Source organism: Paraoerskovia marina (genome assembly GCF_900105445.1).
Taxonomy (GTDB): domain Bacteria; phylum Actinomycetota; class Actinomycetes; order Actinomycetales; family Cellulomonadaceae; genus Paraoerskovia; species Paraoerskovia marina.
On the sequence record NZ_LT629776.1, the window covers coordinates 339,465 to 365,564 of the forward strand.

32 protein-coding genes and 1 pseudogene are annotated in these 26,100 nt (G+C 71.1%); 23 read left to right on the forward strand and 10 right to left on the reverse strand.

From position 1 onward, the window contains the following. The first annotated feature begins 364 nt into the window (after positions 1-364). The 3 genes from BLU20_RS01650 (at position 365) to BLU20_RS01660 (ending at position 3,362) form a co-directional block, all read left to right on the forward strand. The gene (locus tag BLU20_RS01650; protein ID WP_083371341.1) at positions 365-1,405 is read left to right on the forward strand and encodes a TerC family protein; all 1,041 of its coding nucleotides are present in this window, start codon (positions 365-367) and stop codon (positions 1,403-1,405) included. A 183-nt stretch (positions 1,406-1,588) separates the two neighbouring features. Further along, complete coding sequence (locus BLU20_RS01655; protein ID WP_083371342.1) at positions 1,589-1,873, forward strand: winged helix-turn-helix domain-containing protein; 285 nt, start codon at positions 1,589-1,591, stop codon at positions 1,871-1,873. Between the two features lie 85 nt (positions 1,874-1,958). Continuing rightward, entirely contained in the window at positions 1,959-3,362 is a 1,404-nt protein-coding gene (locus tag BLU20_RS01660; protein ID WP_231959257.1) for a serine hydrolase domain-containing protein, read from the forward strand. A gap of 9 nt (positions 3,363-3,371) precedes the next feature. Here BLU20_RS01660 and BLU20_RS01665 read toward each other — a convergent pair whose 3' ends face one another. Then, positions 3,372-3,758, reverse strand: a complete 387-nt coding sequence (locus tag BLU20_RS01665) for a DUF1304 domain-containing protein (RefSeq protein WP_083371344.1) — start codon at positions 3,756-3,758, stop codon at positions 3,372-3,374. Positions 3,759-3,883: 125 nt separating this feature from the next. On the opposite strand from BLU20_RS01665, the gene BLU20_RS01670 reads away from it, so the two are divergent. The 6 genes from BLU20_RS01670 to BLU20_RS01695 all read left to right on the forward strand — a co-directional run bounded on the left by BLU20_RS01670 (position 3,884) and on the right by BLU20_RS01695 (position 11,079). Next, positions 3,884-4,936: a hypothetical protein gene (locus BLU20_RS01670; RefSeq protein ID WP_083371345.1), complete on the forward strand. Its 1,053-nt coding sequence runs from the start codon at positions 3,884-3,886 to the stop codon at positions 4,934-4,936. 264 nt (positions 4,937-5,200) lie between these two features. Then, positions 5,201-6,130, forward strand: coding sequence for a glycosyltransferase (locus BLU20_RS01675; protein WP_083371346.1), 930 nt, complete (start codon positions 5,201-5,203; stop codon positions 6,128-6,130). Next, on the forward strand, positions 6,130-6,780 hold the full coding sequence (locus BLU20_RS14260; protein ID WP_083371347.1) for an acyltransferase: 651 nt from the start codon (positions 6,130-6,132) through the stop codon (positions 6,778-6,780). Before BLU20_RS01675 ends, BLU20_RS14260 begins: the two co-directional genes overlap by 1 nt. Further along, the gene (locus tag BLU20_RS01685; protein ID WP_157270234.1) at positions 6,777-8,264 is read left to right on the forward strand and encodes an MATE family efflux transporter; all 1,488 of its coding nucleotides are present in this window, start codon (positions 6,777-6,779) and stop codon (positions 8,262-8,264) included. The genes BLU20_RS14260 and BLU20_RS01685 overlap by 4 nt, the downstream gene beginning before the upstream one ends. A gap of 242 nt (positions 8,265-8,506) precedes the next feature. Further along, on the forward strand, positions 8,507-9,016 hold the full coding sequence (locus BLU20_RS01690; protein ID WP_083371349.1) for an LURP-one-related/scramblase family protein: 510 nt from the start codon (positions 8,507-8,509) through the stop codon (positions 9,014-9,016). 8 nt (positions 9,017-9,024) lie between these two features. Beyond that, a complete protein-coding gene (locus BLU20_RS01695; protein WP_157270236.1) occupies positions 9,025-11,079 on the forward strand; it encodes a bifunctional lysylphosphatidylglycerol flippase/synthetase MprF in 2,055 nt (684 codons plus the stop codon). Positions 11,080-11,094: 15 nt separating this feature from the next. Here the strand turns inward: BLU20_RS01695 and BLU20_RS01700 are convergent, their stop codons facing one another. Then, a complete protein-coding gene (locus tag BLU20_RS01700; RefSeq protein WP_172828976.1) occupies positions 11,095-11,535 on the reverse strand; it encodes a VOC family protein in 441 nt (146 codons plus the stop codon). 39 nt (positions 11,536-11,574) lie between these two features. On the opposite strand from BLU20_RS01700, the gene BLU20_RS01705 reads away from it, so the two are divergent. Beyond that, positions 11,575-11,946 carry an SdpI family protein gene (locus tag BLU20_RS01705; protein WP_083371351.1) on the forward strand — a complete coding sequence of 124 codons (372 nt, stop codon included), beginning with the start codon at positions 11,575-11,577 and terminating at the stop codon, positions 11,944-11,946. Between the two features lie 10 nt (positions 11,947-11,956). Here the strand turns inward: BLU20_RS01705 and BLU20_RS01710 are convergent, their stop codons facing one another. After that, positions 11,957-12,733, reverse strand: coding sequence for a glycoside hydrolase family 25 protein (locus BLU20_RS01710; protein WP_083371352.1), 777 nt, complete (start codon positions 12,731-12,733; stop codon positions 11,957-11,959). A 110-nt stretch (positions 12,734-12,843) separates the two neighbouring features. Here BLU20_RS01710 and BLU20_RS01715 point away from each other — a divergent pair, with 110 nt between their 5' ends. Beyond that, positions 12,844-13,251 (forward strand): nitroreductase family deazaflavin-dependent oxidoreductase, encoded by a 408-nt coding sequence (locus BLU20_RS01715; RefSeq protein ID WP_083371353.1) that lies wholly within the window; start codon positions 12,844-12,846, stop codon positions 13,249-13,251. Positions 13,252-13,284: 33 nt separating this feature from the next. Here BLU20_RS01715 and BLU20_RS01720 read toward each other — a convergent pair whose 3' ends face one another. Beyond that, positions 13,285-14,094, reverse strand: coding sequence for an ornithine carbamoyltransferase (locus tag BLU20_RS01720; RefSeq protein WP_083371354.1), 810 nt, complete (start codon positions 14,092-14,094; stop codon positions 13,285-13,287). A gap of 62 nt (positions 14,095-14,156) precedes the next feature. Here BLU20_RS01720 and BLU20_RS01725 point away from each other — a divergent pair, with 62 nt between their 5' ends. From BLU20_RS01725 to BLU20_RS13615, 3 genes are all read left to right on the forward strand, one after another. Further along, positions 14,157-14,453, forward strand: a complete 297-nt coding sequence (locus BLU20_RS01725; protein WP_197675405.1) for an ArsR/SmtB family transcription factor — start codon at positions 14,157-14,159, stop codon at positions 14,451-14,453. A 17-nt stretch (positions 14,454-14,470) separates the two neighbouring features. After that, a complete protein-coding gene (locus BLU20_RS01730; protein ID WP_083371355.1) occupies positions 14,471-14,881 on the forward strand; it encodes a VOC family protein in 411 nt (136 codons plus the stop codon). A gap of 120 nt (positions 14,882-15,001) precedes the next feature. After that, positions 15,002-15,148 carry a hypothetical protein gene (locus tag BLU20_RS13615; protein ID WP_157270238.1) on the forward strand — a complete coding sequence of 49 codons (147 nt, stop codon included), beginning with the start codon at positions 15,002-15,004 and terminating at the stop codon, positions 15,146-15,148. Positions 15,149-15,386: 238 nt separating this feature from the next. On the opposite strand, the gene BLU20_RS01735 is transcribed toward BLU20_RS13615, so the two are convergent. From BLU20_RS01735 to BLU20_RS01750, 4 genes are all read right to left on the reverse strand, one after another. Next, on the reverse strand, positions 15,387-16,133 hold the full coding sequence (locus BLU20_RS01735; protein WP_172828977.1) for an amino acid ABC transporter ATP-binding protein: 747 nt from the start codon (positions 16,131-16,133) through the stop codon (positions 15,387-15,389). Next, the gene (locus BLU20_RS01740) at positions 16,130-17,011 is read right to left on the reverse strand and encodes an ABC transporter permease subunit (protein WP_197675406.1); all 882 of its coding nucleotides are present in this window, start codon (positions 17,009-17,011) and stop codon (positions 16,130-16,132) included. The genes BLU20_RS01735 and BLU20_RS01740 overlap by 4 nt, the downstream gene beginning before the upstream one ends. 69 nt (positions 17,012-17,080) lie before the next feature. Next, positions 17,081-17,938, reverse strand: coding sequence for an ABC transporter substrate-binding protein (locus BLU20_RS01745; protein ID WP_083371357.1), 858 nt, complete (start codon positions 17,936-17,938; stop codon positions 17,081-17,083). A gap of 102 nt (positions 17,939-18,040) precedes the next feature. Next, on the reverse strand, positions 18,041-18,583 hold the full coding sequence (locus BLU20_RS01750) for an AAA family ATPase (RefSeq protein WP_197675407.1): 543 nt from the start codon (positions 18,581-18,583) through the stop codon (positions 18,041-18,043). Between the two features lie 106 nt (positions 18,584-18,689). Between BLU20_RS01750 and BLU20_RS01755 the strand changes: the two genes are divergently transcribed. Next, the gene (locus tag BLU20_RS01755) at positions 18,690-19,076 is read left to right on the forward strand and encodes a PadR family transcriptional regulator (protein WP_083371358.1); all 387 of its coding nucleotides are present in this window, start codon (positions 18,690-18,692) and stop codon (positions 19,074-19,076) included. Next, complete coding sequence (locus BLU20_RS01760; RefSeq protein WP_083371359.1) at positions 19,076-20,437, forward strand: permease prefix domain 1-containing protein; 1,362 nt, start codon at positions 19,076-19,078, stop codon at positions 20,435-20,437. Before BLU20_RS01755 ends, BLU20_RS01760 begins: the two co-directional genes overlap by 1 nt. Positions 20,438-20,452: 15 nt before the next feature. Here the strand turns inward: BLU20_RS01760 and BLU20_RS01765 are convergent, their stop codons facing one another. Both BLU20_RS01765 and BLU20_RS01770 read right to left on the reverse strand, forming a co-directional pair. Next, positions 20,453-20,914, reverse strand: a complete 462-nt coding sequence (locus tag BLU20_RS01765) for a GyrI-like domain-containing protein (RefSeq protein ID WP_029251593.1) — start codon at positions 20,912-20,914, stop codon at positions 20,453-20,455. A 65-nt stretch (positions 20,915-20,979) separates the two neighbouring features. Then, the gene (locus BLU20_RS01770) at positions 20,980-21,561 is read right to left on the reverse strand and encodes a helix-turn-helix domain-containing protein (protein WP_029251592.1); all 582 of its coding nucleotides are present in this window, start codon (positions 21,559-21,561) and stop codon (positions 20,980-20,982) included. 48 nt (positions 21,562-21,609) lie between these two features. Between BLU20_RS01770 and BLU20_RS01775 the strand changes: the two genes are divergently transcribed. From BLU20_RS01775 to BLU20_RS01805, 7 genes and pseudogenes are all read left to right on the forward strand, one after another. Then, positions 21,610-22,431 (forward strand): class I SAM-dependent methyltransferase, encoded by an 822-nt coding sequence (locus BLU20_RS01775; protein ID WP_172828978.1) that lies wholly within the window; start codon positions 21,610-21,612, stop codon positions 22,429-22,431. 198 nt (positions 22,432-22,629) lie between these two features. Then, positions 22,630-23,574: an NAD(P)/FAD-dependent oxidoreductase gene (locus BLU20_RS01780; protein WP_083371361.1), complete on the forward strand. Its 945-nt coding sequence runs from the start codon at positions 22,630-22,632 to the stop codon at positions 23,572-23,574. Between the two features lie 66 nt (positions 23,575-23,640). Continuing rightward, positions 23,641-24,216: a sigma-70 family RNA polymerase sigma factor gene (locus BLU20_RS01785; protein WP_231959258.1), complete on the forward strand. Its 576-nt coding sequence runs from the start codon at positions 23,641-23,643 to the stop codon at positions 24,214-24,216. Continuing rightward, on the forward strand, positions 24,209-25,033 hold the full coding sequence (locus BLU20_RS01790) for an anti-sigma factor (RefSeq protein ID WP_083371363.1): 825 nt from the start codon (positions 24,209-24,211) through the stop codon (positions 25,031-25,033). Before BLU20_RS01785 ends, BLU20_RS01790 begins: the two co-directional genes overlap by 8 nt. A gap of 33 nt (positions 25,034-25,066) precedes the next feature. Then, positions 25,067-25,468, forward strand: a complete 402-nt coding sequence (locus tag BLU20_RS01795) for a VOC family protein (protein WP_083371364.1) — start codon at positions 25,067-25,069, stop codon at positions 25,466-25,468. Positions 25,469-25,667: 199 nt separating this feature from the next. Further along, positions 25,668-25,880 (forward strand): annotated as a pseudogene (locus BLU20_RS01800) (helix-turn-helix domain-containing protein); the annotation flags it as partial. 72 nt (positions 25,881-25,952) lie between these two features. Continuing rightward, on the forward strand, positions 25,953-26,090 hold the full coding sequence (locus BLU20_RS01805; RefSeq protein WP_456291050.1) for a hypothetical protein: 138 nt from the start codon (positions 25,953-25,955) through the stop codon (positions 26,088-26,090). Positions 26,091-26,100 lie beyond the last annotated feature (10 nt).

A 26,100-nucleotide genomic window follows, 5' to 3' on the forward strand; every position in this document is an offset into this window, starting at 1 on the left:
CCTCGTCGTGATCGCCGTCTCCGGGCCGTCCAGCGGCCACGATTCCGAGGCTATACCCGCGGCGTCGCGCGGAGCCAACCGATTCTCGGGCCTGCCGGCACCGGTGGTCCTCGCCTGACGGGGCGGCGAGCCCGCCGGCCCGATGCCGGCCACCAGCCGGGCGTGCGCCGTCGGCAGGACCCGCACGAGCGACTGCTACCTCCCTGGTGAAAACACATGAAGTGTGCTTCACTGTTCTCGTACAGGAGGGGAGTATCCCGCACACGAACCGTCGCCAGCACGACCCGAACCGGGTCCGGCGGCTCGGGCCCGAACCGGGCTGGGAGAGACCTCCGATCGAAGCGATCGGAAGGTGCTGGTTGTCATGGATGTCCCGTTCTGGATCTGGTCCGCGGTTCTCGCCTTCATCGTCGTGATGCTGGCCTTCGACCTGTTCGCCCACCGTCGTGCCCACGTGATCGGAGTGCGGGAGGCCGCCGCGTGGTCAGGCGTGTGGGTGGCACTCGGTATCGCGTTCGGCGTACTCGTCTGGTTGGTGTGGGGAGCCGAGTTCGGCCAGCAGTACTTCGCGGGCTACCTGATCGAGAAGTCGCTGGCGGTCGACAACGTCTTCGTCTGGGCGATCATCTTCAGCTACTTCGCCGTCCCTCGAGAGTTCCAGCACCGCGTGCTCTTCCTCGGAGTTCTCGGAGCCTTGGTCTTCCGCGGAGTCTTCATCGCGGCCGGGGCGGTGCTGATCCAGAACTTCTCCTGGATCCTCTACGTCTTCGCCGCCTTCCTGCTTTACACGGGCTATCGGATGATTCGACAGCGAAACGAGCACCTCGACCCTGAGAACTCCCCGGTCCTGCGTGCGTTTCGCCGATTCGTGCCGATGACCGAGGTCTACCACGGTCAGAAGTTGATCGTCCGGCGCCGCGGAGTGCTGCTGGCCACGCCTCTGCTCGCGGTGCTGGTCCTTGTCGAGGTCACCGACGTGGTGTTCGCCGTCGACTCCATCCCGGCGATCTTCGCCGTGACGGACGAGGTGTTCCTCGTCTTCACGGCGAACGCCTTCGCGATCCTTGGTCTGCGAGCGATGTACTTCCTGCTCGCCGATCTCATTCACCGCTTCATCTACCTCAAGATCGGGTTGGCCCTGGTGCTGATCTGGGTCGGGATCAAGATGCTGCTGAAGATCGACGTCCTCTACATCCCGACGAGCATCTCTCTGGCCGTCGTCGCCACGATCATCGCCGTTTCGATCGTGGCGAGCCTCCGGGCCACGCGAGGACAGGGCCGGCAAGCCCTGCCCACCCCGTCGGCCCCGCCGTTCCGAGTTGCCACCGACGAAGAGAACGCCGCTCTCGAGCCGCTCTTCGGATCTCGCGGCCTCTCGACACCGTCCGACCCCCCGAGCCGATAGAACCTCACCCACGACGCGGAGGGTCGAGCCTCATCGGCCTCCAGTGCGCAGGCCGTCAGGTTCGGCACGCCGGTCCAGAGCGACGCGACCTCGTGCCATCACGAAAGGAAGCAGATCATTCCCACATCGCAGACCTCCGACGGGCGTTCGAGCGACGACCTCGCGAGCCCGTCGGAGGCTCCGGTGCGCCCCTCGTGGACGTTCCTCACGAATCATGGCCATGTCCTCCTTGCCGTGGCACAAGACCCCGACAAGCGGGTCAGCGACATCGCCGACGAGGTCGGGATCACGGCCCGGGCGACGCTCACGATCCTCGGCGATCTCGAGGAGGCCGGATATCTCGGAAGGACGCGCGTCGGGCGTCGCACCCACTACGTCGTACACCCGCGCCGGCACTTCCGACACAGTCTCACGTCCGGCCACGAGATCGGAGAGCTGCTCGACCTCTTTGCCGATCCCGGTCAGTGACCATCTCCACCAGGACACGCGCGACACCCGCTGCACCGGTCGGAGCGAAGACACGGTCAGACTCCCGCACCCCTACCCTGGAGCCGTGCCTGTGGACAACACGCCCCGCGTGGGCGACACGACCGCCGCCCACCTCGACCGGCTCCTCGCCCTCGCCCAGCGGGACGGCCGCCTGCCGTCGGTGACGGCCGCCGTCGTGCGCGGGGGCGAGACCATCTGGACCGGTGCGGCGGGGACGCTGGACGGCCGTGCCGACGGACCGCCGTCGGACGACGACGTGCAGTACCGGATGGGCTCGCTCACCAAGCCCTTCGTCGCCGTCGCCGTGATGCAGCTGCGGGACGCCGGCCGCCTGGACCTCGCCGACCGTTTCGAGGACCACGTGCCCGGAAGCCGACTCGGCGCGGCGACGGTCGAACAGCTCCTCACCCACGCGGCCGGCGTCCAGGCCGAGTCGAACGGGCCGTGGTGGGAGCGCACTCCCGGCGGCGACTGGACGGCGCTCGCCTCCGGGGACGACGGCGCCGCCCAGCGGTTCCGGGGCGGACGGCGGTTCCACTACTCGAACACCGGGTTCGCCGCGCTCGGCCGACTCGTCGAGGTGCTGCACGGCCGCCCGTGGGACGACGTCGTGCGGACCGAGATCCTCGAGCCGCTCGCGATGGCGCGCACGACGACGCGGCCCACCGGCCGTTCGGCGCCGGGATGGGCGGTTCATCCGTTCGCCGACGTCCTGCTCCCCGAGCCCGAGCACGACGGCGGGGCGATGGCACCGGCCGGGCAGCTCTGGTCGACGGCCCGCGACCTCGCCCGCTGGACCGCCTTCCTCGGCGGAGACACCCACGGAGTGGTCGACACGGCGACGCTCGCGGAGATGTGCGAGCCGCACCACGTCGCCGACGACGCCGGTGCGCCCTGGACGATGGCGATGGGGCTCGGCTTCCAGCAGTGGAACGTCGACGGCGCGCGCCTCGCCGGGCACGGTGGCTCGATGCCGGGATTCCTCGCCGGGATGCGCGTCCGTCTCGACGCAGGGCCCGGCCGCACCGCCGCGCCGGGCGACGGCGCCGTCGTCCTGACGAACACGACGTCGTCCCCCGCCATGCGGAACCTGCCCACGGACCTGCTGACGGCGCTCGCCGAGCACGAGCCCGCACCGGTGGCCCCGTGGTCAGCCGCCGGGGATCCCGGTCTGCTCGAGCTCCTCGGCTCCTGGCACTGGGGCCCGACGACGACCACCGCGTCCGCCCGCGACGGTCACCTCCTCCTCGGAGAACCCGGGACCGGACGAGGCTCCCGGTTCGCGCCCGACGGTGACGACCGCTGGGTGGGCCTCGACGGCTACCACCAGGGCGAACCGCTCCAGGTGATCCGGCGCGAGGACGGAACGGTGGCGCACCTCGACCTGCAGACGTTCCGCTTCACGCGCACGCCCTACGCCGCGGACGGGGACGTGCCGGGCGGGGTCGACGTCGCGGGCTGGCGGTAGCAGCGGCGACTACGCGGGAAGCGCGTAGATCGCGAGGCAGAGCAGGCTCGTCAGGGGGAACATCCCCTGGATGATCGCGGGCCGGATCTTGCTCCGGTCGCTGAGGAGGAGCACCGTCGCCGCCGCGAGCATCGACCCTGTCCCGACGACGATCAGCGTGAAGCCGACCTCGTGACTCGCCGGCGTGACCGCGACACCGACGAACGTGGCGATCGCGAGGAAGAGGTTGTAGAAGCCCTGGTTGTACGCGAGCGACCTCGTCGTGGCCGCCTCCTCGGCGGTCGTCCCGAACGTCGCGCGCGTCCGCTCGTCCTCCCACCGGAACGTCTCCAGCACGAAGATGTACACGTGCACCAGGGCGGCAAGGGCCGCCAGAATCAACGCTGCGACCAGCATGAATACCCGCTCTCTGCACCCTTGGGTGCGTGCTTGTCGTTCGATCATCACACCTTCACAGGCCCACCGCAGGGTGCGCACCGATTCCTCAGTGGATCCTGGGAAGCGTTGCCTATGGTCGGCCCGTGACCACACTCCAGGACCCCGCGGCGCGCACCCCCGTGCGCGCTCCCGAGCCTGCCCCGGAGCAGCCAGAACCGCCCCGCATCTCGTTCGTCCAGATCCTCGCAAGTGCGCTAGCCGCCGTGACGTCGACCATCGCGCTGTCGTACTTCGGGGTGGCCGGGACGATCATCGGCGCTGCCGTCGCGAGCGTGGTCACCGTCGTCGGCAACGTCGTCTACACGCGGTCGATCTTGCGCGCCCAGCGTCTGGCCCTCCGGCCCACGGCGCGGAAGGGTGGGACCACGCCGGTCGAGACCACGCCGGTCGAGCCGGACGGGACCACGTCGGTCGAGCTTGTCGAGACCAGTTCCGTGGTCTCGACAAGCTCGACCGACGGAGGCGGCTCGACCCGGGTCTCGACAAGCTCGACCGACGAACCAAGCTCGACCGACGAGACCGCCGAGCACGTCGCGGACACGCTGACGCCACGCCGCTGGAGCCGCAAGCGCCTCGTCGTCGCGAGCCTCGCCCTGTTCGCCGTCGTCCTGGCGGGCATCACGGCGATCGAGCTGTTCCTCGGCAAGCCGATCAGCGACGCTCTGAACGACGAGGACGGCTCGGGGTCGAGCATCTCCCAGGTCTTCTCCGGCTCGAGCGGGTCGACGGACGACCCGACGACCGACGACCGTGGTACCTCGGGGTCGGGCACCGGCGGCGGCACCACGACGGACGACGGCGGCACGGCCGACGACACGGGCGGCTCCGCGACGACCGAGGACGAGTCGGACGCCGGGACGGAGGAGACCGACCCGGACACGTCGGAGCCCGAGGTGGACCCGGACACGGACGGAACCACGGACGGTACGACCGACGGCGGAACGGACGGTTCCACCGACGGGACCACCGACGGAGAGACGGGCACGGACTCGGGAACCACGGACCCGACCGAGCCGGACGGCTCGACGGAGCCCGACGGCGACGCGTCGACGACCACGCCAGACTCTGAGACGGAGTCCTCGACGCCCGCGCCGGCCACGGCCGTGGACACTGTGACACACACGCAGGCCAGTTAGGACTCCTTCCAGTTTCACTCCCGCGCAATCCTGCGGATCCTGGCAGGTGTTACTTCCCCGACATGTCCAGATAACAGACTGTTTGTCGCGAGTTAGTAAAGGGTGGTTACTCTCGGTAGTGCCCCACCCAGAGACGGGCTGGTCGAGTCGACACCGCGTGTTCGACGACCGGGATCCCGACTCTGGATTCCGGTCCTCGGCGACCCTGCAGAACGAGACTCCCCCGGCCCTCACTGAGCCACTCACGGAACGACTGGAGTCCTCATGAGCAGCGTCAAGATCAGCGTCGTCATCCCGACCTACAACCGCTCGGAGCTGTTGCGCAACACGCTCGTCGCGCTGCACCACCAGACCCTCGACCCCGCCCTCTTCGAGGTCGTCGTCGTGGACGACGGGGGCAGCGACGACAGCGAGGCCGTGGTCCGCTCGTTCGCCGACTCCCTGAACGTGAAGTACTTCTGGCAGGAGGACGAGGGCTTCCGTGCCGGCAAGGCACGCAACATCGGGACCGCCATCGCGTCCGGCGACTACGTCGTCTACATCGACACCGGCGTCCTGCTGGGGTCCACCACCCTGCAGACCCACCTCGAGACGCACGAGGCGTCGGCGTACCCGACGGTGATGATCGGGTACGTCTACGGCTTCGAGGTCGACGACGCCACGATCGAGGGGCTGATGACGAGCGTCGACCACGAGGACACCGACGCGACCATCGAGTACCTGCACGCCGCCGACGCCCTGGACATCCGCGAGTCGCAGTACGCCGACCTCGGCGAGAACATCACGAGCTGGCCGGCGCCGTTCGACATCTTCTGGACCTGCCACGTCTCCGCCGAGCGCGACGAGCTCCTCAAGGCCGGCCTCTTCGACGAGTCGTTCACCAGCTGGGGCGGCGAGGACGTCGACCTCGGCGTCCGCCTGTTCCAGCGCAACAACCTGTTCCTCATGGACCGTGCGGCGCGGTCGTTCCACTGGCCGCACGTTAAGGAGGTCTCGGACCTCAAGGAGTCGTCCGCGAGCGCCGCCGACCGCATCCACAGCAAGTACAACCTGTGGACGACGAGCTTCTACGGCCGGGACCTGCAGAACGAGAAGTACTCGCTGAACAAGGTCATCAAGATCTCCAGGGAGCACGCCGCCAGGGCGAGCCGCCCGGCCCACGCGCCCGCGCCGTCGTTCGACGAGGCCGTCTGATGCCGGCGCTCTTCAGCAACGTCTACCCGTGCCGCGCGGATCAGCCGCTGACGGGGTCCGACGTCGCGGGCACCCTTGCCGAGCACGGCGTGCGGGTGGGCGAGGGAACGGTCTTCGTCGACACCCCACGGGTGGCGTACACCCAGGTCTCGGACGCCGAGCACGGCCGCATCGAGGCAGACCCCGCCGAGTTCGAGGGGTCGATCCGCATCGGCGAGGGCTGCTATGTCGAGTCCGGCCTGAACCCCGCCTTCCACGGCGGGCCGGTCCGGCTCTCCTCGATCCGCGTCAACGAGCGTCCCGCGGGGCAGATCCGGATCGGTGACCGGGTGGTCCTCCAGGGCGTGGCCGTCGTCGCGTACGAGCGCGTCGAGATCGGTGACGACGTCATGTTCGGCCCGAACGTCACGATCATGGACTCCTCCGGGCACCCGCTCCGGGGCCGTGGCCAGGCGGGCGAGGCCGAGCGCACGACGTCGTCCCCCGTCACGATCGGCGACCGCGCCTGGATCGGGGCCGGGGCGATGATCCTCAAGGGCGTCACCGTGGGGGAGGACGCCGTCGTCGGCGCCCAGTCTGTCGTCTACGAGGACGTCCCCGCCGGGTGCGTCGCCCTCGGCAACCCGGCGCGCGTCGTCAAGCAGCTGTGAGGGTGCCGCCGGGGGTCCGGCACGCCGCTCCCCCGCGGCCGTCGGCCCCCGCCCGGGCGCTCGCCCCGATCCGCGGCGAGTTCGCCCGCCAGCTGATGCGGATCGCGGTCCCCATCACGCTGCAGAACCTGGTCTTCAGCTCCAAGAGCATTGTCGACGCCGTGATGCTGGGCTCGCAGGACCCGCTCGACGTCGCGGCGGTGGGTATCGCGACCAAGGCCAGCTTCGTCGTCACCATCTTCCTGATCGGGCTCTCCACCGGGGCCGCACAGATCGGCGCTCAGGTGTGGGGCACCGCGTCGTCGTCGCGCGGCCCGCGGCTGCAGCAGACGGTCTGGCTGGCATGGGCGGCGACCGCGGTGTTCGCCACCGTCGCCTTCGTCGCGTTCTTCTTCTTCCCCGAGGCCGTGATGTCGACCGGGACCGCCGCGCCGGACGTGGTCGAGCGTGGTGCGGAGTTCCTCCGGATCACGAGCTTCACGTACCTGCTGTTCGCCTACACCTCCGCGGTCGCGGTCGGGCTTCGCGTGATGCACCAGCCGTCGATCAGCATGGTCTACGCGCTGATCGGGGTGGCGCTGAACGTCGCCGCCAACGCCGTCCTGATCTTCGGCCTCTTCGGTGCCCCTGCCCTCGGCGTCGCCGGCGCCGCGTACGGCACGCTGATCAGCGCCGTCGTCGAGACCGCCCTGCTCGCCCTGCACCTGCGCGTCGCCGGGCACCTGCTCGCCCGCTTTCCGCGCGAGGTGCTGCGCCGGATCGCCCGCACCGACGTCGTCCTGCTCCTGCGGCTGTCCCTGCCTGCCGCGCTAAACTCCACGCTCTGGGCGCTCGGGGTGTTCGTCTTCTACGCGCTCGTCAGCGGGGTCGGCGTCGACGCAGCCACCGCGATGGCGGTCCTCTCCCCTGTCGACTCGTTCGCGCTCGCCTTCGCGATCGGGCTCGCCAACGCCGTCGCGGTGCTCGTCGGCGGCACCCTCGGCGGGTCCCGGATGGAGGAGGCGTACCGGCAGGCCCGTGCGCTGATCGCCGTCGGGCTCGCCGTCGGCGTGCTGACGTGTCTCGTCGCGCTCGCCCTGCGCAGCCCCGTGATGGCGCTCTTCCCCACCCTGAGCCCGGACGCCGTCGACCTGACCACCACGCTCTACGTACTGATGAGCATCGGGTTCGTCCTCAAGTCCGTCGGCATGGTGATGGTGATGGGCGTGCTGCGCGCCGGCGGCGAGGCGCGGTTCTGCCTGCTGCTCGACGTCTTCGTGCAGTGGGTGCTGCTGATCCCGCTCGCGCTGCTCCTCCGGATCGGGTTCGGCGTCGACCCGGTCTACCTCTACGCGCTGATGCTCGTCGAGGAGGCCGTGCGGATCACCATCGCGGCCCGCCGGATCCGGTCACGGCGGTGGCTCCGGAACCTCGTCGGGGCTGAGCCTGCGACGTCGCCCGTCGAGCCTGCCGCATCGTCCGTCGAGCCTGTCGAGACGAGGTAACCAGGTCTCGACAAGCTCGACCAACACGACAAGCTCGACCGACACACGTCGCACCGTCCGTCGAGCCTGTCGAGACGAGGTGACCGGGTCTCGACAAGCTCGACCAACACGACAAGCTCGACCGACACACGTCGCACCGTCCGTCGAGCCTGCGTCGCCGCCCAGCCACCCTCCGGGATTCAGATCGCCGGGTCGACCGTGCCGCGCTAGCGTGCGATCACGCTCACCCCTCGGAGGACACCGTGGCACTGCCCCCACCGCCGCCAGGCTGGAACCGCTACATCGTCAAGAGCAAGTTCGGCATGGGCCGCGACTTCGCGGTCCTCGACCCGGTGACGGAGGAGCAGTGCTACTTCGTCGACGGGAAGATCGGCATCCGTCCCAAGGCCGAGGTGCAGGACCCCGGCGGGCAGACGATCTACACCGTCAAGGGCCGCATGCTCGCGTTCCCCAAGCACATGACGATCCACCGCCCCGACGGCTCCGAGGTCGCGTCGTTGCGCGCCAAGGCGTTCTCCGTCATCAAGGACAAGATGACGATGGAGGTCCCCACCGGCGAGCCGTGGAAGCTCGAGGGTTCCTTCATCGAGAAGAACTACTCGGTGAGCGTCGGCGGCCGCCACGTCGTCCAGATCACCCAGAAGTGGGTGACGATCCGCGACGCCTACACCCTCGACGTCGCGGACGGCATCGACGTCGGGCTGGCGCTCGCCGTCGTGTGGGCGATCGACCGCTGGGTCGAGCGGGACTGATCCCGACGATGACAGACCTCGCCCGTCGGCTGCCGTTCACCCTCGGTACCGCGGCCGTGATGGTCCTCCTCGGGCTCGCCACGGGTGCGTTCTGGCGCCCGTTCGAGGACTCCTCGTTGTTCGAGGACGTCGCGTTCGGCGTGCCCGCGTTCGCCGACGGGCGGTGGTGGACGCCGGTCACGGGGTCGTTCTTCGCGCTGGAGCCATGGCAGTACGTCCCGGTGCTGGGCGGGTTCCTCCTCCTCGTCGGGTTCGCGGAGCTGCGGCTCGGCACCCGCCGCGCGGCGCTGGTGACGATCGTGTGCCAGATCGCCGGCGTCGTCGGGACGGCGCTGCTCGTCGGGCTCCTCGCGCGGACGACGTGGGCGTGGGCCAACGAGACCGCGCAGATCCTCGACGTCGGGTTCTCGGCCGGGTTCACCGGTGCGGCCACCGTCGCGGTGCTCACCCTGCCCCGCCCGTGGCGGGGCCGGCTCAGCGCCCTGATCGCGGTCTACGTGCTCGTCGCCGTCCTCTTCATCGGCGGCATCGCCGACGTCGAGCATCTGGTCGGGTGGGTGACCGCCCTCGTGCTCGGGCGCGTCGTCGTCCGACCGCCGCTCGGTGCACGGACCCGCACGGGACGCACCCGCCACGCCCGCACCCACGCCGCAGGCTACTTCGCGATCTCGGCCCTGCTGACCGTGCTCGCGGGGTTCGCCGTGCACGTCGACGGGCCGGTCGGAGAGATCGACGGCAGCAGCTGGCCGACGGGGCTGGTCAGCATCGCCGTGGACCTCGCCCTCGCCGTCGGGCTCCTGCGCGGGCGCCGCGCGTGGTGGCGGGCGGCACTTGTCCTGACGATCCTCAGCACCCTGGTGGCGGCCGTGCTCGTGACCGCGGCACTCCTCGTCGACACCAGCGAGATCGTCCTGGTCGTCCTGATGCTTGCGCTCGACGTCGGTGCCCTCGTCCTGCTCGTCGCGCGGCGGGACGCGTTCCGCAACCGCCGCGGCACCACCCTCTCGACCACCGGGGAGATGCTGACCGCCGACGACGCCCGTACGGAGATCCAGCGACTCGGCGCCGGCCAGCGCCTCGCGTGGATGACGACGTGGGAAGGATCCGAGCGCTGGTCCCCCGCCGACCTCGACGGGTTCGTCGCCTATCAGGTCCACGCCGGGGTGGCCGTCGCGCTCACCGACCCGGTCGGCGACGGCGCCACCGGGCGCGCAGACCTCGTCGACGCCTTCGTGGACGCCGCCGGCGCGGGCGGCGTGACGACGTGCTTCTTCTCCAGCAGCGCCGAGCTCGCCGCGCTCGGCCGGGCCCGGGGGTGGACGACGGTCGAGGTCGCCGAGGAGGCGGTCGTCGACCTGCCGGGGCTCGAGTTCCGCGGCAAGAAGTGGCAGGACGTGCGCACCGCGATCAACCAGGCGCGCAAGAACGACATCGAGCACCGGCTCACCACCCTCGCGGACGAGCCGCCGGACGTCGTCGCGCAGGTCCGGGCCATCTCCGAGGCATGGCTCGGGGACAGCGACCTGCCCGAGATGGCGTTCACGCTCGGCGGGATCCGCGAGGCCCTCGACCAGGCCGTCCGGGTCGGGCTGGCCGTCGACGCCGACGGGCGCGTCCACGGCGTGACCAGCTGGCTGCCGGTGCATGCCCCGGGCGGCGACGTCGTCGGCTGGACCCTCGACGTGATGCGCCGCGCACCCGACTCGTTCCGGTACACGATGGAGCTGCTCATCGCCTCGGCCATCAACGAGTTCCGGGACGAGGGCGCCCTGGAGCTCTCGCTCTCCGGCAGCCCGCTCGCGCGGACCGGTGACGTCGAGCCCACGGGCATCGACGCCGTCCTCGACCGGCTCGCCTCGACGCTGGAACCCCTCTACGGGTTCACGTCCCTGCACCGGTTCAAGATGAAGTTCCAGCCACGGTCGGAGCCGCTCTACCTCGTCGTCCCCGACGTCGCGGCGCTCCCCCTGGTGGGCCTGGCGCTGGTGCGCTGCTACCTGCCGGACGCGACGGCGTCGGACTTCGTCTCGGCGGCGCGGTCGTCGATGGTGTCGTCCGAGTAGGAGCGCCCGCTCGGGTCAGCCGATCTCCTCCGCGAGTGCCACCACGATGCCCGCCGGCCCGCGCAGGTAGCAGAGGCGGTACGCCGACTCGAACTGCGCGACGCCGCCGAGCACCTGGCCACCGAGGGGACGCAAGCGGTCGAGCGTCGCGTCGACGTCGTCGACCGTGAACATCACCCGGTGCAGCCCGAGCGTGTTGGGCGGCAGTGCTGCGGGCTCCGTCGGGGCCGCGACCGGAGCGGCATAGCGCGTCAGCTCGAGCCGACCGTGCCCGCCCGGCGTCCGCATCATCGCGATCTCGCTGCGGACGCCGTCGAGACCGACGGTGCGGTCCACCCAGTCCCCCTCGACCTCCGCACGCCCCTCGAGCTCCAGCCCGAGCACGGTGAAGAACTCGACGGCGGCGTCGAGGTCCTCGACGACGATGCCCACGTTGTCCATGCGTTCGACGGTCATGCCTTTGAGCGTAGTAAGAGGGTTCGATAGCGTCGAGAGGTGGAGAACCCCGGGTACACCGTCACCGTCGTCCTCTCGCTGGTCATGGTCGTCGCGGCCGCCGTGACCGCGATCGTCGCCGTGCGGACCGCGGACGGACGGATCGGGCGGAACGAGTTCGCCGGCATCCGGATGACGTCGACGCGCGCCTCCGACGAGGCGTGGCTCGCTGCGCACCAGGCGGCACGCCGTCCCACCCTGCAGGGCTGCGCGATCTCCGGGGTGCTCGCCCTCGCGTTCGCCCCGCTCGGCGAGAACCCGGTCGGGTTCGTCGTGCTGCTCGCGCTCTCGGTGCTCGCCCTGAGCACGGGCGTCGGGTACGGGGCCTGGGTCGCCATCCGCGCGGCCCGGGAGGTCGCGCGCGCGTCCTGACGGTCGGGTCTCAGGAGCCGGTGAGCGTCATCTCGTCGAGCTCGTCGAGCGATCCGCGGAAGACGTTCATGTCGATGTACTCCTCCTCGCCGGAGTACCCGTCGAGCTTGTCGTGGTCGGAGTACTGCCAGAACGTCCATGGCGTGCCGAGCGGCAGGTCCGGGGTCTCGTACACCGACCGGATCCACAGCGGCGTGTCCTCGTACCCCTCGGACAGGTACGACCCCCAGATCGACTCCGTCGTGTAGAGGATCGCGGGCTGACCGTAGTGCTCCTCGATGCCGTCGAGCAGCGGGTCGAGGATCGCGCGCAGCTCCTCGACCGACGGCGGGGTGTCGACGAACTCGCCGTAGTACTCGAGGTCGACGACCGGCGCGAGGGTCCCCGGCTCGGCAGGGACGTTCTCGATGATGTTCTCGAGCTGGGTCTCGCCGGGGCTCTCGAAGCTCATGAAGTGGTAGGCGCCGACCACCAGGTCGGTCTCGAGCGCGTCGGCCCAGTTCCCCTCGAACTCGGGGTCCGTGTGGCTGGAGCCCTCCGTCGACTTGATGAACGCGAAGTCGAGGTCCTGGCCCGCCAGCACGTCCCAGTCGATGTCGCCCTGGTAGCTCGAGACGTCGACCCCGCGCACGTCGTAGTGGGACGCCGACGTGCGCGTCGGCCACAGCACCCCGTTCCAGACGAGCGCCGCGAGCGTCACGACGACCAGGATCACCGCGACGACGATCCCGCCCAGCACCCACCAGAGGCGCCGGCGAGGACTGCGGTGGCGTGCGACGTCGGACATTCCCTCATCCTTGCACTGCCACCGTGGTGCCGGGGTCCGGGAACAGGATCGGCCGCAGGGCGTTCTCAATATCAAGACACGCGCACGCCGACACGGAGGGATCTGACGCGATGAACTTCAACGAGACGATCATCAACGAGTTCCGCAGCAACGACGGGACGGTCACGACGGCGGGGTTCGGGCGGTCGCTCGTCCTCGTCCACCACGTCGGTGCGAAGTCCGGCGCCGAGCGCGTCACCCCGCTGGTGGCGATCCCCACCGACGCCGACACGTGGCTGATCGCGGCCTCTGCCGCGGGGTCCGACCACCACCCGGCGTGGTTCCACAACCTCCTCGCACACCCCGAGACGGTCATCGAGACCCCCGACGACGGGACGGTCGCCGTGCGCGCCGAACGGCTCGACGGCGACGCCCGCGACGAGGCGTGGGCACGCTTCACCGCCCAGTCCGACGGGTTCAAGGGGTACGAGGAGAAGACCGACCGGGTGATCCCTGTCGTCGCCCTCACGCGCCGCTGACCCGGCCCGGCCCGGCCCGGCCCGCTCGTCCGGTCAGATCCTCGCGAGGACCGCTCGCTGCACCTCGAGCAGGACGCGCTTGAACTCGTGACCGACGAACGCCGGTGACTCGATCGCGTCGGCGCTGACCTCGGCGCCTCGGGTGAACGGCGGGCAGGGGTTGAGGAGCACTCCGGGTGCGCATCCGCGCAGCGCCGCCGCGGAGACCCGGAACGGCTCGAACACGTCGCCGAGATGCCCCGTGCCGTCGGTCAGGACGACGTCTGCGCCGTCGAGCCCTTCCGCGAGCGTATGGACGGCCGGGACGCCGTCGAGCTCGAAGCCGGGCGGGCACGCCTGGACAAGATCGAGCCCCAGGAGGTCCCGCGCCTCCGCCCACGCCCGCCCGACGTTCTCGTCGGCACCGACGAACACGTAACGAAGCCTGCGCCAGTCCGGGCGACGCAGCGAGATCCCGTAGAGATCTGCGAGAACCTCGCACGGGTGGTTGACGTCGGTCATCGCGTTCACGACGGGGATCGCCCCCGCGAGGCGGTCCAGCACCTCGATCCGCGGGTGACGCACGACGACGCCGTCCACCCAGTTGCTCAGGTACCGCCCGACGTCGTGCAGGTCCTCGGCCTTGTCCAGCGCCTCGGGAGGGAACAGGAGTGCCTGACCACCGCCGAGATGCACCGCCCGCTCGAACGTCACCCGGGTCCGCAGGCTGGTCGGCGGGAAGAAGAGCGCGACGGCGCGCCCGGCCAGCTCCTGTCCCGGCGTCTCGCCCAGGGCACGCGCACGGTCGAAGATCTCCACGACCTCGTCGGGCGTCAGGTCGGTCAGGCGCACGAGGCTCGGCATGGACGGATCCTGCCACGCTCCCCCACTCGACAGGAAAGCGACTGCTTGCCTATCGTGGAGACGTGCACGACAACCCGGAGCTGTACCGCGCCCTGGCCGACCCGACCAGGCGCGCAATCCTCGACGAGCTCGTCCGACGAGACATGACACTGTTCGCCGTCTGCTCCCATCTCGCCACCGAGCACGGCGTCACCTCCTCACGCCAGGCGATCTCGCAGCACCTGCGCGTCCTGGCGGACTCCGGGCTCGTGACGTCCACCAAGGTCGGGCGCACCACCGTGCACCGCCTCGACCCCACCCCGCTGCGCTCCGTCGCGCAGCGCTGGCTCCGCACCGACAGCCCCGACCGCACCACCTGACCCTCCAGGAGACCACCATGCACGCACGGATTTACCTGACCAGCGTCTTCGTCCCCGACCAGGCCGCCGCCCTCGCGTTCTACACCGAAAAGCTCGGGTTCGTCGTCCACGACGACATCCCGCTCGGCGAGGACCGGTGGCTGACGGTCACCGCTGCGGACGACACGGACGGCACCCAGCTGCTGCTGGAGCCCAACGCCCACCCCGCGGCACGCGCCTACACCGCCGCTCTCGCGGAGGACGGGATCCCAGCGGCGTCGTTCCAGGTCGACGACGTCACCGCCGCCCACGCCGAGCTCGTCGCGCAGGGAGTCCGGTTCGTGCAGGACCCGGTCGACGCCGGCCCCGTCACCACGGCTGTCCTCGACGACACCTGCGGCAACCTGATCCAGCTCGTCGGCCCGCGGGTTGATCAGACCGCGCAGTAGAACACGGGGCTCCGAGGGGCGACGACACGCTCCTGGACCTTCAACCGGCGTCGACGCGGCGGGGCGTACGTCAGGCGTTCTCCGTCGTCCGTGCCCCCGGGCTGCCCATAGGGTCGAACCATGGCCCGGATCGAGTGCGCGCGGCACAGCTTCTCCGCGAACGCCGTCACCGCGGGCTCGGCCGAGGGCGTCTACGCCTACGTCGCGTTCGCCGCCGCGTTCGACCCCGAGGCCGAGTCGCTCCGCCTCGCCGAAACGGGTGGTTGAGCCTGTCGAAACCGGTGGTTGAGCCCGCCGAAACCGGCGGTCGAATCTGTCGAAACCGGTGGTTGAGCCTGTCGAAACCACGCCCGGGTCTCGACAAGCTCGACCGACGGGACCGACCGAGACGCTCGACCGCCCGGGTCTCGACAAGCTCGACCGACGGGACCGACCGAGACGCTCGACCGCCCGGGTCTCGACAAGCTCGACCGACGGGACGGACCGACAGGCTCGACCGACAGGCTCAGCGGATCCGGCGGAGGAACTCCTGCGTCTCGGGCCGCTGCGGGTGGTCGAGCACCTCGGCCGGCGTCCCGCGCTCGTGGATCCTGCCCTCGTGGAGAAAGACGACCTCGTGCGCGACGTCGCGGGCGAACCCCATCTCGTGGGTCGCGATCAGCATCGTCGTGCCCTCGTCGCGCAGCGCCGTGAGCAGGTCGAGGACCTCTCCGACGAGTGCGGGGTCCAGGGCCGACGTGACCTCGTCGAGGAGGAGCAGGTCGGGGTTGCCGACCAGGGCGCGGGCGATGGCGGCGCGCTGCTGCTCGCCTCCGGAGAGCTGGTCCGGGTAGGCGCGCGCCTTGTGCTCGAGCCCGACCTTCTCGAGCATCGCGAGGGCGTCGGCCTCGGCGTCGGCGCGGCGTCGTCCGTGGACGTGGCGCGGCGCGAGCGTCAGGTTGTCGAGCACCCGCAGGTGCGGGAAGAGGTTGTACTGCTGGAAGACGAGCGCGAGCCGCGCCCGAACCTCGTCGGCGTCGACCCAGGGGTCCGCGATGTCGAGTCCGCCGAGAAGGATCTGGCCGTCGTCCACGTCGTCGAGAAGGTCGACCGCGCGCAGGAGCGTCGACTTCCCCGACCCGGAGGCCCCGATCAGCACGACGCACTGGTGCTCCGCGACGTCGAGGTCGATCCCGTCGAGGACGACCTGGGTCGTGCCATGCGTCCGGAAGGTCTTACGGACGTCGCGCAGCGACAGGAGCGGGTCGCTCACCGGAGCACCCCCGCTCCGGGGAGGCGACGCAGCTCGCCGCGCCAGCCCTGACGTGCCGACCACGCGTCGACGAGCCGGGTCAGCGGGATGGAGATCAGCAGGAAGAGCACGCCCGCGACGACGTACGGCGTGAAGTTGTAGTCGCCGGTCGTGGCGATCTGCGCCGCGCGGATCGCGTCCACGGCGCCGAGGATCGAGATGAGGCCCGAGTCCTTCTGCAGCGACACGAGCATGCTCGCCGCCGGGGCTGTGACGTTCCGTACCGCCTGCGGCAGCACGACGAGGCGCGTCGCCTGACCGCGGTTCAGGCCCAGCGACCGCGCGGCGGACACCTGCGAGGGGTGCACGGACTCGATCCCGGCCCGGAAGATCTCGGCGAAGTACGCGGTGTACGTGAGGACGATCGCGAGCCCGCCGAGGAACGCAGCGCTGACCGGCAGCCACGAGAGACGCAGCGCCGGGAGCCCGAACCCGACGAGCAGGAGGACGAGCAGCAGCGGCACGCCGCGGAAGACGTCGACGTACGCGACGGTCAGCATCCGCAGCGGGAACAGCGCGGGAATCCGCGAGGTCCGCACGACGGCGAGCAGCAGGCCGACCACGAGACCGACGACGCTCGCCACCACCCAGACGCGAAAGTTCAGCCACAGGCCCGCGGCCACCTCGGGCAGCACCTCGACGGCCCGCTGCGGGGAGAAGAACGCCTCGCGCGCGCGGTCCCAGCCGGGCGCCGTCGTGACCACGAGGACGACGACGGCCAGCACCAGCAGCGTCGCGACGAGCGCGACGAGCAGCGCACGCCGGTGCTGGGCGCGGCGAAACTCCGTCCGGGCGCGTGCGCGCGCGGACGGCGTCCAGTCGTCGACGGGGCTCGTCATCTCGCCCATTGTGACCCGTCCTCCGGTGGGGTGTCCGCGGGCCCGGTCGCATCCGGGCCCGCGGGGACGTCAGGAGAGCTCGGGGATCTCGTCCGAGTCGAGCCACTCGTCGCGCAGGGCGTCGAGCGTGCCGTTCTCGTCGAGGGTGTCGACGGCCTCGGAGACGCAGGCCGTCAGCCCGGAGTCCTTGTCGAGCACGAGGCCGAGCTGCTCCGGCTCGCCGACGTCGGGCAGCGTCCCGACGATCGACGTGTCCGGGAAGTAGACGGTCGAGGCGGCGACACCCTGGTCGACGTCCATCACCATCGCGTCGATCGTGCCCGAGGTCAGGGCGGTCATGCCGTCACCGGCGGCGCTGAACGGCACCACCTCGACGGCGTCGCCCCAGGCGGACTCCGCGGCGTCGAGAGACGTCTGGGAAGCCGTCACGCCGACCCGAGCACCCTCGAGGTCCGCGAGCGCCGATGCCGAGGCGAAGTCGCCGTCGTCGGCCACGATCACGCCCTGGTGCGTGGTCAGGTACGGGCTCGAGAAGTCGACCGCCGAGCGACGCTCCTCGGTGATGGTGGTCTGGTACGCCGCGACGTCGAACGGCTTGATGGCCGGGCTGACGATCTGCTCGAAGGTCACCGACTCCCACACGACATCGTCGGCCGCGTACCCGAGCTCGTCCGCGACGGCGTAGATCAGCGCGGACTCGAAGCCCTCGCCCGACGTCGGCTCGCCGACGTACCAGGGCTCGAACGGGTCGCTCGCACCGACGGTCAGCGTGCCGTCGGTGAGGGTAGGCAGGTCCTCCGCGGTGCAGGCGGCGGCGGACGTCGACTCGCCGGCGTCGTCCGAGGCGGTGTCGGAGGAGCATGCCGTGAGCGCGAGGGCGACGGCAGGGACGAGTGCGGCGAGAGCCACGGGGCGGGAGGTGCGCACGGCTGGGCCTTCCGAAGACGGGACGGGATGGCGTCGAGCCTAACCGGAATCGGCGGACCGCCGGTGCGGTGTCAGCCCAGGGCGGAGCGTGCCGCGTCGGCGTCAGTTCGGCAGGACGACGGGGCCCGCGCCGCGGACCACACGCACCCGGGGTTCCGCGTCCGTCGGCACCTCGAACTCGTCGACGTGCGCTGCGGCCCGCTCCTCGGTGAGCACGGCCTCGTCCGGACCTCGTCCGGCGCGCGCCCGCACCCGCGCGAGGGCTACCTCACGCGGCGTGGCGACGTACCAGGTCTCGGCCTCGGTGCCCGCCGCCGCGGCGAGCGCGCGGTACTCCTCCCGGACCGCACGGGTCGCGAACGCGTAGTCGAGCACGACGTCGCGCCCCGCCTCGACGAGGTCGTGCAGTCGCGCTCGGTGCACGGCGTCGACGGACCGGGCGACCTCGACGGGCACGGGCCAGTGCCGGTACCCGCGCGCCCAGGCGCTCACGTCGATCGAGAGCCGTGTCCATCCCGCGCGTTCCAACGCCCGAGCGTAGGTCGACTTGCCCGCTCCCGACGGTCCGCACATCAGGACGACGCGGCCCGACCGCGACCCCCGCGCGTCGTGGGTCCGGGGCGGCGGGGGCGACGTCGTCGACATGCAGGCAGGCTACGCACCTTCCGCCCGACCTGCCTGAGTGCATGCCTACACCTTGTTGTGCTATGTATAGATCCCCAAGGTGTCCACCGACCTACCAGGAGCCACCGTGCACGTCGACAAAGACCTCGTCGCCGCCTCCGCGACCCCGCTCGTCCTCGCGATTCTCGCCGAGGGCGAGTCCTACGGGTACGCCATCCTCCGCCGCGTCGACGAGCTCTCCGGCGGCCGCATGGCATGGACCGACGGCATGCTCTACCCGCTCCTGCACCGGCTCGATCGACTCGGCCTCGTGACGTCGTCGTGGGGCACCTCGCCGCAGGGACGCCGCCGCCGCCACTACGCGATCACCCCCGCGGGGCTCGAGGCGCTCGCGGACCGACGCCAGCAGTGGGAGATGGTGACCGCCGCGCTCGGGCGGGTCTGGGACGACGCGGCGCGCCTCGCCACACCGCCTGCCCAGGGCCCGGCCGCACCTGCAGCAGGGATCGCCTGATGGCCGCCGTCGAGCATCTCGACCTGGACGAGCAGATCGCCCGCTGGCGCGCCCACGCGGAGCGCCGCCAGGCCATCGGCACGGACGTCGACGAGCTCGAGGATCATCTGCGCGGCCTGGTCGAGGAGCTCGAGGCCTCCGGGCTCTCCCCCGACGAGGCGTTCCTCGTCGCCGTCCGGCGCATGGGTGCGCTCGACGACGTCTCCCGCGAGTTCGCCCGCGAGCACGCCGAGCGCCTGTGGAAGCAGCTCGTGGTGATGCAGGACGACGGCCCGCCCGGGCGAGGCCGACGCGGCCTCGGCCTGGTGCTGGCGCTCGCCGTCGGGGCCGGGCTGGCCGTGAAGATCCCCTCGCTGTTCGACGCCGACGGCGACACCCTCGCGCTCTTCTACCTTCCGAACCTCTCGCTCCTGGTGTTCCCGTTCCTCGCCGCCTGGTTCGCGTGGAGCCGGTCGATGCCAGCGCGTCGGGTCTGGGTCCAGCTGGTGCTCCCGTTCGCGGTCGCCGCCCTCGCCGCGAACCTCTTCCCCCTGACCCAGGACAGCGCCTCGTTGGTGCTGATGACCATCCACCTGCCGATCGCGCTCTGGTTCGTCGTCGGGCTCGCGTACACCGGGGGCGTGTGGCGCTCCAGCGCCCGCCGGATGGACTTCATCCGCTTCACGGGCGAGTGGTTCGTCTACTACGTGCTGATCGCGCTCGGCGGGGCTGCGCTCGTCGGGCTGACGGGGCTCGGCTTCACGGCGATCGGCGTCGACCCGTTCCCGGTGCTCGGAGCCTGGGTGGTGCCGTGCGGCGCGGCGGGCGCCGTGCTGGTCGCCGCCTGGCTGGTCGAGGCGAAGCAGAACGTCATCGAGAACATCGCGCCGGTCCTGACCCGCGTGTTCACCCCGCTGACGACGATCGCCCTCCTCGTCTTCCTCGTGACCGTCGCCGTCGCCCGGCCCGGCGTCGACGTCGAGCGCGAGCTGCTGATCCTCGGCGACCTCATGCTCGTGCTCGTCCTCGGGCTGATCCTCTACGCCCTCTCCGCGCGCAGCCCGGACACCCCGCCCGGCCTCTTCGACAGGCTGCAGCTGCTGCTCGTGGCGCTCGCCCTGGTCGTCGACGCGCTGATGCTCGTGGCGATGGCGGGCCGGATCGCAGAGTTCGGGGCGAGCCCCAACAAGGTCGCGGCCCTCGGCCTGAACATCGTGCTGCTGGTCAACCTCGCCCGCGCCGGCTGGTTGGGCCTCGGGTTCGTCCGCGGACGACGGCCGTTCGGGGCGGTGGAACGGTGGCAGACGGACTACCTGCCCGTCATCGCCGTCTGGGTGACGCTCGTGGCGCTCGTCCTGCCGCCGGTCTTCGGCTGGGCATAGCCCGCCCGACGTCGCTCAGACGAGCGGGAGGATCAGACGCGTGACGTTCTTGTCCGGGTCCCCGTCCGGGGTGGGCTCCGTGACGTAGTGCTCGGCGAAGTCGCCGCGCGGCGTCTCCCCCTGTGCCGCCGCCCACTCCGCAAGCGCCTGCCACGACTCGCCCAGCTTCTCGTACGGACCGACCGCCGTCGCGACGGCCGAGCGTCCGCCCGGGATCTCGACGACGTCGACGTCGTCCGCCAGCGGCCCCACCTCGAGGCCGGCGACGGGGAAGCCCGCGGTGACGTCCGCCGTCTCGGCCGGCATCCGCGAGTACCACGCGATCGCCGGGCCGCTGATCGTGCCGCCACCGGCACCGGCGGCGCTCGCGACCGCGGTGTACGCGGTGTCGAAGAAGGGACGCATCTCGCTCATCGCGATCTCGGCGCGGCGGGCTGCGGCGACGATGGCCGGCTGGTCGACGATCTCCATGTCCATGCCGTCCAACGTAGGACCACTTCGGCGACTCCGCCCGACGTCGTGGGCCGACGAGCCGTGCGCCGTCAGAGCGTGGTCGGTCCCGTCCCGTGCAGGTGCCCCGGCTCGTCCTCGTCGAAGATCGTCAGGATCTCGACCGGCCCCTCGTGCGCCGAGACGACGTGCGGCTCCATCGTGGAGAACTCGGCAGCCTGACCGGGGCCGACCAGCAGCTCACGCTCACCGAGCCGTAGCCGGACGGTGCCGGAGAGCACCCAGAACCAGCCGTGGCCGGGGTGCACACCCGGCTTCTCCCGCTCGACGCGCTCGGGCGTGATCCGCATCTTCGCGACGCGGACGCCGGTCTGCGGGTGGTCGCGGGACAGCAGCCACGTGGTCACCCCGGGGCGGTGCTCGGGCTCGGGCCGGATGACGACGTCGGCGTCGCCGACCGGCTCGACGAGCTGGTCGAGCGTGGTGCCGAGCGCCTTTGCGATGGGCACCAGCTGGTCGAGGGCGATCCGGCGCCCGCCGGTCTCGATCCGGCTCAGGTTGGACGGACTGAGGAAGCAGCGGGCGGCGAGGGCGTCCAGGGACCAGCCCCGCGCGAGCCGCAGCGCGCGGATCCGCTGGCGGACGACGGCGTCGAGGTCTTCTTCTTGCTCCATAGGCAAGAGTGTATGCCTCCGTGGCAATCTCGGTCTAGCGTGGACCACATGAGCCACCACCACGACCACCCCGAGTCCCCCGTCGACGACGCCCACATGATCGCGATGCTCGACGCCGACGCCCTCGTCGCCGGGACGCTCCTCGACGACCTCGCAGACCTCGTGGCCGAGCACGCCCCGCACCCCGTGCGCAGCGTGGTCGACCTCGGCGCCGGCACCGGGACGGGAACGCGGGCGCTCGCCGCGCGCTTCCCCGACGCGCACGTCACCGCCGTCGACTCCTCGCCCGCGATGCTCGACCGCATCCGTGCGGCCTCGCCCGGGCTCGACGGGCGACTGACCCTCTGCGCGGCGGACCTCGACGCGGGCTGGCCCGACGGCGTCGGTCCCGGCGACGTCGTCTGGTCAGCCCTGGCGCTGCACCACGTCAGCGAGCCGGCCGCGTTCCTCGGGACGCTCAAGGACCACCTCACGCCCGACGGCGTCGTGGCCCTCGTCGAGATGGACGCCCACCCCCGCTACCTGCCGCACGACCTCGGACTCGGCGAGCCGGGCCTCGAGGAGCGCCTGCACGCCGCGATCGACACCGGTGACATGGACCCGCACCCGGACTGGACCGCCACCCTCGCCGACCACGGGTACGACGTCGTCGCCCGGCAGCAGGTCACCATCACCCCGAGCGACACGGACGCGATGCGTCACCTCGCGCACCTCTTCCTCGCCCACGTCGCCGACCGCGTGGCCACCCCGCTGAGCCCGTCCGACGCCGCCGTCCTCGCCGAGCTCCTCGGCGACGGCCCCGCGTCGGTGCGGCACCGCGACGACCTCGACTACCGCGCCACCCGCACCGTCTGGATCGCGCGCCGCTGATCGAGCCCAACTCGCCGATCGAGCACCTCTCGCCGATCGAGCCCGTCGAGATCAAGACCCCGCCGATCGAGCCCGTCGAGATCAAGACCCGCCGATCGAGCCCGTCGAGATCAAGACCCGCCGATCGAGCCCGTCGAGATCGCCGACTCAGTCTCGACACGCTCGACCAGCGACCCCTCACCACCCCCAGGAGCCTCCATGTCCGAGAAGTACCCGTTCGACGTCGCCGTCATCGGCGGCGGGCCCGCCGGACTCTCCGCCGCCGTTACGCTGGGCCGCTCGCTCCGGTCGGTCGTCGTCATCGACGCCGGGCAGCCGCGGAACGCCCCCGCGGCCGGTGCCCACAACCTGCTGGGCCACGAGGGCCGGCCGCCGCGGGAGATCCTCGCCGACGGGCGCGCGGAGGCCGAGAGCTACGGCGTCCGGCTCGTCGACGGGGCCGTGACGTCGGCGCGCCGCGTCGGGCACGAGTTCGAGGTGGACGTCGACGGCGGCGAGACCGTCCGAGCCCGCCGGATCCTCCTCGCCACCGGCCTCGTCGACGAGCTTCCCGACGTCCCCGGGCTCGCGGAGCACTGGGGAACCACCGTCCTGCACTGCCCGTTCTGCCACGGGTACGAGATCCGTGACCAGCACGTCGGCATCCTCGCCACCAACGAGAACGTCGCGCACCAGGCGCTGCTCTTCCGTGAACTCACGCGCCGCGTGACCGTCTTCCTGCACACCGCGCCCGAGCCCGACGACGACACGTGGGACCAGTGGGCCGCCCTGGGGATCGAGGTGGTCGACGGGCGCGTGCACGACGTCGCGGGCCAAGACGGCGGACTGTCCCTCGGTCTCGACGGGTTCCGCCGGCACGTCGACGCGCTCGTCGTCGCCCCACGGTTCGTCGCGCGCCCCGAGCTCTACACGGCACTCGGCGGCACGATGCGCGAGGAACCCTTCGGCACCACGATCCCGACGCTGCCCGGAGGACAGACGGAGGTCGACGGCGTCTGGGCCGCCGGGAACTCCGGCAACGCGATGGCGATGGTCTCGGCCGCGAGCGCCGAGGGCGTCCTCGCGGGGGTACGCCTGCACGCCGACCTGATGCTCGAGGACGCGCGGCGTGCCGTCCTGGCGCGGAGGTTGCCGGTCCGATAGCGGCCACCCATCCGGGACCGTGTCGGCGTCGAACCATAGATGTCGAGTCTGAGGCAGACTGGGCCCGTGCCACGCGTGAGGACGAGCGATCCGGACGCGGTGGACGTCGCGATCGCGGCGTGCGCCGCGGGTGATCGCGATGCCTTCGGCCCGGTGTACGACGCGCTGTCCCCGACCGTGTTCGGTGCCGCCCTCGCGGTGCTGAAGGACCGGGACCACGCGGCCGAGGTGATGCAGGAGGTGATGGTCGAGATGTGGCAGCAGGCAGCACGCTTCGACGCGAGCCGTGCCTCCGCGCGGACGTGGGCCGTCACGATGACGCGCCGCCGAGCGATCGACCGCGTGCGCTCCGAGCAGTCGCGACGCAACCGGGACCAGCGCGACCTCGACCTCACCGCGGCGACCGCCGAGCGCGACGTCGTCGCCGACGAGGTGGAGACGAGCCTCGAGCAGTCCGCGGTCCGCGACTGCCTGGACACGCTGACCGAGACACAGCGCGAGTCCGTGGTGCGGGCCTACTACGGCGACCGCACCTACCGCGAGGTCGCCGACGAGCTCGGCGCCGCACTGCCCACCGTGAAGTCCCGCATCCGCGACGGACTCGCCCGACTGCGCGACTGCCTGGGGGTGAACCGTGGCTGACCCCGACGCCTGGGACCTGCTGCCTGCCTACGCCCTCGACGACGTCGACGACCTCGAGCGCCGCCAGGTCGAACGCCTGCTCGACTCCGACCCGGAGGCCCGACGCGCCCTCGACGAGTATCGCGAGACCGTCGCGGCATTCGTCGTCGACACCGCTCCCCCGGCCGCGCTGCGCGACAGCGTCATCGAGCGCGCGACGACGTCGCTCGTGCCGGACGTCGAGCCGGTCGAGACGCCGGACGTGGTCTCGACAAGCTCGACCAACGAGACGCCGGTCGAGCCCACCGAGACGCCGGTCGAGCCCGTCGAGACGCCGGTCGAGCCCGTCGAGACCCAGGACGACCCGAACGTCGTCCCCCTCGACCGCGCCCGACGTCGCCGGTTCCCCGCCTGGGCCGCGGCTGCCGCTGCGGTCGTCGCGATCGCGATCCCGAGCTACGTCGCCGTCGACCAGTCCGAGCAGCGGCAGGTGCTCGAGGCCCAGACGGAGCGGATCGCCGACATGCTCGCCGACCCCGACGCCGAGCTCGTGACAAGCCCTGTCACGGGCGGCGGCGAGGCGAGCGCCCTGGTTGCGGGTGACGACGTGCTCTTCACGGCATCCGGTCTGCCTGAGGCGGGCGAGGACAGCGACTACCAGCTGTGGATAGTCGCGGGCGAGGACATCAGCTCGGCGGGCCTGCTCGAGGACCCCTCGGGCGACACCTCCGCCGCGTTCGTCGAGGCCGCGGCCGGGCAGGTCGTCGCGATGACGCTCGAGCCCGCCGGCGGCTCCGACCAGCCGACGAGCGACCCGATCGTCGTGCTCGCCACGTAGGTCGTCGACCCGTCGCCGGGATACCGTCGACCCGTGATCTCTGTGCAGAACGCGACCTACCTCGTGCACGACCAGGACGAGGCCCTGAAGTTCTTCACCGACGCCCTCGGGTTCGTCGTCGTCCAGGACGAGACATCGCCCGACGGCGCGTGGCGGCGCCTCGTCGTCGGGCCACCCGGCGGGGGGACGGGCTTCGTCCTCGCGGTCGCGCCCGACGGGTCGCCCTGCGGCTGGCAGGCCGGTGAGGACGTCGCCTTCTTCCTCACCACCGACGACTTCGCCGCCGAGCACGCCCGGATGGTGGCGGCCGGTGTGCATTTCCGTGAGGAACCGCGACACGAGCCTTACGGCACGGTCGCGGTCTTCGAGGACCTCTACGGCGCACCGTGGGACCTGATCGAGCCGCCGCGCCCGGAGAGCGCGCCGCAGGTCTAGCGAGCGCGGCTGCCGAGATTCGCGAGCGGCGGGAGATTCTCCGGCGTTCGCCGGTCCTCGCACGGACGGAATGTCACTCATCGCTGACAACCTGCGGATTGTCACTTGGCGTTGACAATCTGAACAATGTCAACGATCGCTGACATGGAGGTCCTGATGATCGTCCGCAACGCCGTTGACGTGATCGGCACTCCTCCGCGAGGCGCGCCGATCACGACAGATGACCCAGTCCGAGCTCGCTGACGCCACGGGTGTCTCGCGCCAGCGGCTCATCTCCACCGAGCAGGGCGCACCGACCGCGAGGATCGATCTCGTCCTCGCGGCACTGAACAACGTCGGGCTTCTCGTCGACCTCAGTCCGGACGAGCAGGGCGACACCATCGAGACGATCATGGCTCGGGCTCGTGCGTAACTGGTTCGAGGTGTATCTCGGCCCGCTCCTTTCGGCGACGCCGCGTTCGACCTGGTCACGAGCCGTCACCTGGTGAGTCCGTGGTGGGACGCGATCGCCGCGGTCCTCCGTCCCGGCAGGACCTACCTGGCGCAGCACGTCGGGCCGGCGAGCGTTTTCGAGCTCGTCGAGTACTTCTTGGGCCCGCAGCCGGAGACCCGCCGCCCGTAGGTCCCCGCGC